The 6,715-nt window shown below is 50.8% G+C and carries 7 protein-coding genes; all 7 read right to left on the bottom strand.

Going from position 1 to position 6,715, the window contains the following annotated elements; all coding sequences use genetic code 11:
- Window positions 1-118: 118 nt before the first annotated feature.
- Window positions 119-1,321 carry a S41 family peptidase gene (locus ACYC56_RS10920; RefSeq protein ID WP_461374209.1) on the bottom strand — a complete coding sequence of 401 codons (1,203 nt, stop codon included), beginning with the start codon at window positions 1,319-1,321 and terminating at the stop codon, window positions 119-121.
- Window positions 1,322-1,421: 100 nt separating this feature from the next.
- Window positions 1,422-2,669, bottom strand: a complete 1,248-nt coding sequence (locus ACYC56_RS10915) for a murein hydrolase activator EnvC family protein (protein WP_461374208.1) — start codon at window positions 2,667-2,669, stop codon at window positions 1,422-1,424.
- 199 nt (window positions 2,670-2,868) lie between these two features.
- Entirely contained in the window at window positions 2,869-3,747 is an 879-nt protein-coding gene (ftsX, locus tag ACYC56_RS10910; protein WP_461374207.1) for a permease-like cell division protein FtsX, read from the bottom strand.
- Between the two features lie 17 nt (window positions 3,748-3,764).
- Entirely contained in the window at window positions 3,765-4,454 is a 690-nt protein-coding gene (gene ftsE, locus ACYC56_RS10905) for a cell division ATP-binding protein FtsE (RefSeq protein ID WP_461374206.1), read from the bottom strand.
- Window positions 4,455-4,543: 89 nt separating this feature from the next.
- On the bottom strand, window positions 4,544-5,479 hold the full coding sequence (locus ACYC56_RS10900; RefSeq protein ID WP_461374205.1) for a transketolase family protein: 936 nt from the start codon (window positions 5,477-5,479) through the stop codon (window positions 4,544-4,546).
- Window positions 5,480-5,658: 179 nt separating this feature from the next.
- Window positions 5,659-6,531: a transketolase gene (locus tag ACYC56_RS10895; RefSeq protein WP_461374204.1), complete on the bottom strand. Its 873-nt coding sequence runs from the start codon at window positions 6,529-6,531 to the stop codon at window positions 5,659-5,661.
- Between the two features lie 11 nt (window positions 6,532-6,542).
- On the bottom strand, window positions 6,543-6,715 hold a 173-nt coding region (locus ACYC56_RS10890), incomplete at its 5' end, for a YitT family protein (RefSeq protein ID WP_461374210.1).

The following is a 6,715-nucleotide window of genomic DNA, read 5'->3' as shown; positions in this document are numbered from 1 at the left end:
TTTTAGACAGAACTACTGGCTAGAAACACTAAGGGGCGGAGTAACCTCCGCCCCTTCTTTATTCAGCCTTTAATTCGTAATTCGTAATTCGAAATTCGCCATTCGCAATTCGCAATTCCTACGATGCCAGTTTCAGTTTCCTTTTGCCTGAGAAAATATCGTTCATAACTTCAATAGCTTTCTGCAGCTGGTTATCTTTCGGGTTTTTATGATCGAGTTTAACCACAACGTCCGGCTTGATTCCTTTTTTCTGGATCATACGGCCTTTTGGCGTAAGGTACTTATCCGTTGTCAACAGAAGAGTGGAGCCGTCCTCAAGCTTGATTACGGTCTGCACGCACGCCTTGCCGTACGATGTCTCGCCGACTATAATCGCACGATCGTAATCCTGCAAAGCACCTGAGAGAATTTCCGATGCGCTCGCGCTGCTCTTGTTGATAAGCACTACAAGCGGCATCTTTGCATCGGCGCCGCCTTCCGCATCCTTAGCATCGATGTCGCCGTTTCTGTTCTGGATCTTAACAATCGGGCCTGACGGTATCCAGAAGCTGGCGGTATCGACCGCCTCGGTGAGAATGCCGCCCGGGTTATGTCTGAGGTCGAGTACAAGCCCCTTTATCCCCTGTGATTTCAGCTTGTCGTAGTGCTTTTTGATGTCATCGCTTGTCGACTCATTGAACTGGTAGAGCCTGATATAGCCGATATTGCCTTCGAGTTTCTTGTCGATAACGTTCGGGATGGTGATTTGCTCACGGGTGAGCTTAAAGACCAGCAGTTCTTTTGCGCCCTCGCGTCGCATCGTAAGGGTTACCTGGGTGCCACGCTTGCCCCTGATCAACTTTACGGCTTTATCCGAATCCATGCCTTTTGTCGACTGTTTGCCGATTTTAACGATGACATCGTTTGCCTTTACGCCTGCCTTTTCCGCGGGCATTCCCTCCATCGGCGCTACGACCAGGCCGTTGTGGGTCTTATCTTCGCTAAGCATAAGGCCTACGCCATCAAAATGCCCGCTCATCTCCTCTTCAAATGCCGAGGTATGCTTCACATCAAGATAATGCGTGAAGGGATCATCGAGTGCTTTGAGCATGCCTTCTACGGCACCGTTTATAAGTTTGCGGTCGGAAACCGGCTCAACGTACGCGTGGTCGATAATCTGGAGAACTTCTTGGACTTTCTGGGCCGAGGGCAGCTCTTGCGCATACTTTTCCGCACGCTGTTGCTCCAAGACTTTACCTAGAAACATACCCCCTGTAAACGCAGAGAAAACGACTAAAACAAGCAGGACTAAACCGGCTACAACCAGGATTTTCCTATCCAAATATTACACCTCATTTAAACTAGAGCTTCTGATTCAGTATAAGCAAAAATAGTGATTACTGCTATAGCTTATAGGAGATTTGTGAGGTTACCGTGCCAAATTAATACCAGTTCATCGGGTTTTGTGGATCGCCGTTTTTACGCACTTCAAAGTGCAGGTGCGGTCCGGTTGAGAGGCCGGTCGAGCCGATCTTTGCTACAGTCTCACCCCTGGTGACGCTGTCACCCTCTGAAACCAGGATTTTTGAGAGGTGGCCGTAGAGAGTGCTTATTCCGCCACCATGGCTTATAATAACCGTCTGCCCATAGCCTTTTACCCATCCCGCCTGGATAACGGTCCCATCCTGGGCTGCGACTACACTCTGGCCATAGGGCGCGCCGATATCGATTCCGGTATGCATACGCTTGGTATGGAGAATCGGGTGCATCCTCATGCCGAACGGTGATGTCATAGAGCCATCGGTCGGCCAGGCAAACCCGGATGATGAGCCAGCTTCCGACGAAGTGCTGCTTCCTCGCCCAGGACGCACGTTTTTCTCAAGCTGCCTGATCTTCGATGCCAGTGCCGAGGACTCGTCTAAGAGCTGGTCTTCGGCCAGTTCGTAGGCAGACCGATTTGCTTGGATTTGGTTGAGCAGGGCTTGCTTCTTTTTGATCTCGTTTTGCAGGTTGCTTTTCTGCACAAGCTTGGCATTAGTCAACGCGCGGTAATTCTGTTCGACGCCCACCAGCTCGATGCGCTGTGAGTTAACGGCAGCTTTGTCCTGCTCGACCTGCTGTTTCTTCTCCTGGATATCTGCTTTGGTCCGTTCGATTCGCTTGACGATATCGATATCCTGGGCAACGATGTACTCGAGGAAACGCACACGGTTAAGCAGGCTCATAAAATCGCTGGAGTTGAGTATAACGTCGATGAAGCCGGAGTCGCCGCGCTTGTAAATATTCTGAATCCGGGTGTTTAACGTCCCCTTCTGGTCGGAAAGTTTCGCTTCGGTGAAATCGAGTTCCTGCTGGGTTCGTATCAGCTGCCCCTGAAGGGCGGCCAACTGGCGCTCCGTCCCCGCACGATTGAGACTTGCTTTTTGCAGCTCCGCATCAAGCCGATCGTATTCTTTCTGAACCGCTAAGATGATACCATCGGTCGACTCTATTTGCCCGACAAGTTGGACTTGCTGTTTCTTTGCTTGCTGAATCTTTTGCCTGGTCTGGCTAAGTGCGGATTTAACGTTACCGAGTTGGTTGCGCTTGGTGGATAATTCCGAAGAGAAGGCAGGGCTAACCAGGGAACTTAGGGCGAGAACGACGATTAATGCTATTATTTTTTGCCGCAGCGTAGTGGTTAAGTTCATGGCTCTACCTTACATCTAGTTAACCATTGCTAGCATAACAAGTCAACCCAGAGCTAGCATTCTCAATATATCCAAAACAACCATACTTCAATCACTGACAGCGCATGACCAGAAAGAACTGCTGCCTAATATGACTAGTGGTGCAATGAACATACTTTATATCGGCGCAAATATTTACGAATTTAAATCATTTGCTACTTTAAACCCGCAAGAAACGCCGGAGGGCAAGGGCGCTTCCCGCCGCGCCGATCATGATACCGGCGAGGATGAGGCCAAAGATGAGCTGATAAAAGTCCTGTGAGCTAAAGCCTAGCGGTAGGAATTTCAAGACGTCTTTAATCTTATCGATGACGCTAACCTGAATAAGGTATAGCAGTATAATCGCTATTAGGGCTCCAACGAGGCCCTGTATGATTCCCTCGAGCAAGAACGGCCACCTGATGAACCAATTCGATGCACCGACAAGGCGCATTATCGCTACCTCTTTGCGCCTGGCGTAAATCGCAAGGCGAATAGCGTTCGATATTAAAACCAGCGATGCAAAGGCCAAAAGACCTGCGAAGCTCACGCCAAACCAGCGCGCCATCTTCGTGAACGCGAAGAGCTTCTCGACGGTTTTACGGTCGTGTCTGATTTCGTCGATCTCCGAGCGTCCTTTCAGCCTTGTAACCACATCTTCGGCCTTCTGAGGATTCTTAAGGGATACTTCAAGGGATTCCGGAAGCGGGTTGGTGTCGATCATTTTGAGCATATCCGTATCTTTAAACTGTTGCTTGAGGCGCTCTAAGGCCTGGTCTTTTGATACATAGGTAACTGTCTTTACCTCGCCCCAGGACATGATCTCGGATTGCAGTGCCTCGACTGATTCAGCGGGAACGCCTTCGTTTAAGAAGACGATGACTTCGACTTTTTGCTCGGTCATCTTCATCCAGTTATTCACCGTTAAGGCGACCAGCATGAAAAAGCCGACGACAAGCAAAGACAAGGCCACAGTGGTGATGGCGGCCATACTTATGACCCAGTTCTTCTTAAAGCTATTAAATGATTCCTTCAAAAAATAGAAAGGACGAAACGACATACCTGTTACCCCTTTATTCACTCCTCGTACCCATACACACCGCGTTGCTGGTCCCTGATCATGGTTCCTTCTTCAAGAGCGAGAACGCGCTTCCTCATGCTGTCGACCATCTCACGGTCATGCGTTGCGACCAGGATAGTCGTTCCCGTTCGGTTGATCTTGTTGAGCAGCGCCATAATATCGCTTGAGGTAGCCGGATCGAGGTTTCCGGTCGGCTCATCTGCAAGAATAATCGCCGGACGATTCACGAACGCCCTGGCGATAGAGACTCTCTGCTGTTCACCACCGGATAACTCATCCGGGTAGCTAGATGCTTTGTCCTCAAGACCGACCAGCCTCAAGACTTCGGGTACCTGCGATTTGATCACACGGATCGGCTTACCTATAACCTCAAGGGCAAACGCAACGTTTTCCGCCGATGTCTTATTCGGCAGAAGCTTATAATCTTGAAAAACACATCCGATGTTTCTGCGTAGCTGGGAGACGCGCCACCGGCGCATATTTACGATATCGTGGTTGGCGACAAAAATCTCGCCCCGCGTCGGGACAAGTTCTCGTAGAAGCAATCGTATGAATGTGGATTTGCCGCATCCTGAGGGACCGACCAGGAACACAAACTCACCCCGGTCGATATCCACGTTGATATCCTTTAATGCGGGACGACGGGCTCCCTTGTAGGCCATCGAAACGTTCTTCACTTTAATCACGGATTAATCACTCCCAAAATCGGTATCCTACCAGAAAGCCGGGCATAAATCAAAGGTTTACGGTAGCTCGTCTACTAGGCGTGCGATAGTTACTTGCCGACGAGACCTTGTACCGCTTGGGAGATGTCTTCGCTGGTCAATCCATAATACTTGAGCAGCTCGGCAGGTTCGCCCGAGCGGCCAAATACGTCCTTTATGCCCACGTTTGCCATCGGTACCGGATATGTATCGCTAAGGAGTTCTGCTACTGCGCTCCCCAGACCTCCAATAATACTATGTTCTTCTACTGCAACCACTTTTCCTGTCTTTTGTGCGGATTTTATTAAGGTTTCTTTATCAAGAGGCTTAATCGTTGAGACGTTGATAACTTCCGCGCTGATTCCTTGCTGCTCAAGAACCTCGGCGGCTTCAAGACTGGTTGCGACCATAATCCCGGTCGCAAAGATGGATACATCGGTGCCTTCTCTTAGCATGACTGCCTTGCCGGGAACAAACTCGTACGACTCGTCAAACAGCATGGGAACCGTAGCCCTACCGAGACGGATGAAAACCGGTCCGTCGATGTGTGCGGCTTTTTTAATCGCCTTTTTTGCCTCGTAGAAATCGGCGGGGACGATAACCGTCATACCGGGAATAACCCGCATCAGGGCGATGTCTTCTATCGTCTGGTGCGAGCCGCCGTCGGCGCCGACCGTAATACCGGCGTGCGTCGGGCATACTTTCACATTTAGCTTAGGATATGAGACCGTATTGCGGATTTGCTCAAAAGCGCGACCCGTTGCAAACATGGCAAAGGAGCCCGTATAGCAGATCTTCCCCGTCGTCGCCAACCCGGCCGCCATCGCCATCATATTTTGCTCGGCTACACCGCAATCAAAAAATCTCTCGGGAAATTCTTTCTTAAATTTCATGGTCGTGGTGGATTTGGCAAGATCCGCTTCAAGCACGACCAGGTTTGAAAACTCATGCCCCAGCTCGACCAGGGCCTCACCGTACGCTTCGCGTGTTGCTCTTTTCTCCGACATTCTACTTCCTTCTCTTTTAGGGTCAAGGGTCCGGGGGCCAGGGTCAAGGGAAAACTCCTTTTTCTTCCTGCTCCTTACGAACACTTAAACCCATCAATTTCTATCTATAAGAATCTGAAAGATATTCACTTACTCCTTAGCCCACACCCTGGACCCAGGACCCTGGCCTCTGGACCCTTCTACCCAAGTGGTCCCAGTGCTTCGATCTCACAGATAGCTTTATCGACCTCATCTGTGGACGGGGCCTTGCCGTGATAATCGACTACACCCTCCATGAACGAGACGCACTTGCCCTTCACCGTGTTCGCGATGATCATCGTAGGCTTGCCTTTGACGGATCGCGCTTCTTCAAACGCGTCCATAAGCCCCTCAACGCTGTGTCCGTCGATTTCGATTGTGTGCCAGCCGAAGGCCGACCATTTTGCTGCGGCCGGTCGGATGTCGACGATATCGCTCACCAGGCCATCTATCTGCAGGTTGTTGTAATCGAGGATACCCACGAGATTATCCAGCTTGTGCTGGGCGGCAAACATACTCGCCTCCCAGATGATGCCCTCCTGGGATTCCCCATCCCCGATAAGGGCGTAGACCCTTGAATCCTTCTTGTCGACCTTCACGCCGAGCGCCATGCCGACCGCCGCGGAAAATCCCATCCCCAGCGAGCCGGTCGAGATCTCGACGCCGGTCGTCTTGAGCATATCGGGATGTCCCTGCAGGTGGCTGTCGATCTTTCTGAGCGTCCACAAATCCTCGACCGGGAAATAGCCGCTCTCGGCAAGCGCCGCGTAGAGCACCGGCGCCGCATGTCCCTTGCTTAAAACAAAACGGTCGCGATCGATCCAGCGCGGATCCTCGGGTTTGTGCTTCATCTCATGAAAATAGAGCGTTGTGACGATATCCGCTGCGGATAACGAACCCCCGGGATGACCCGACTTAGCCAATCCGACCATTTTGACGATGTGACACCGTATAGTTCTAGCTTTCGCTTCTATGGACTCGACGAGACTCTGCCTACCGGCTGAAGTAGTATCAGTAGTGGTTTGGGTGCCCAAAATCTCTCCTTTCAAGCGGCGAACTGCTTAAAGCCTTCGCCAACAACTTCATGAACATCCGAGATAATAACAAACGCCCCTGGATCGATGGCGTGGACGATTCTCTTAAGATGTTCGACTTGCCTTCTTTCAACAACGCAAAATATTGTATCACGACGATTCCCGGAATAGTAACCCCTGCTTT

The organism is Candidatus Aquicultor sp., assembly GCF_054640775.1.
The sequence above is the reverse complement of the archived record's forward strand: the minus strand, read 5'-3'. Positions and strand labels throughout refer to the sequence as shown.

Coding starts and splice junctions, on each gene's coding strand:
- ACYC56_RS10915 (WP_461374208.1), bottom strand. CDS start 2,669: ATGAACTTAACCACTACGCTGCGGCAAAAAATAATAGCATTAATCGTC.
- ftsX (WP_461374207.1), bottom strand. CDS start 3,747: ATGTCGTTTCGTCCTTTCTATTTTTTGAAGGAATCATTTAATAGCTTT.
- ACYC56_RS10900 (WP_461374205.1), bottom strand. CDS start 5,479: ATGTCGGAGAAAAGAGCAACACGCGAAGCGTACGGTGAGGCCCTGGTC.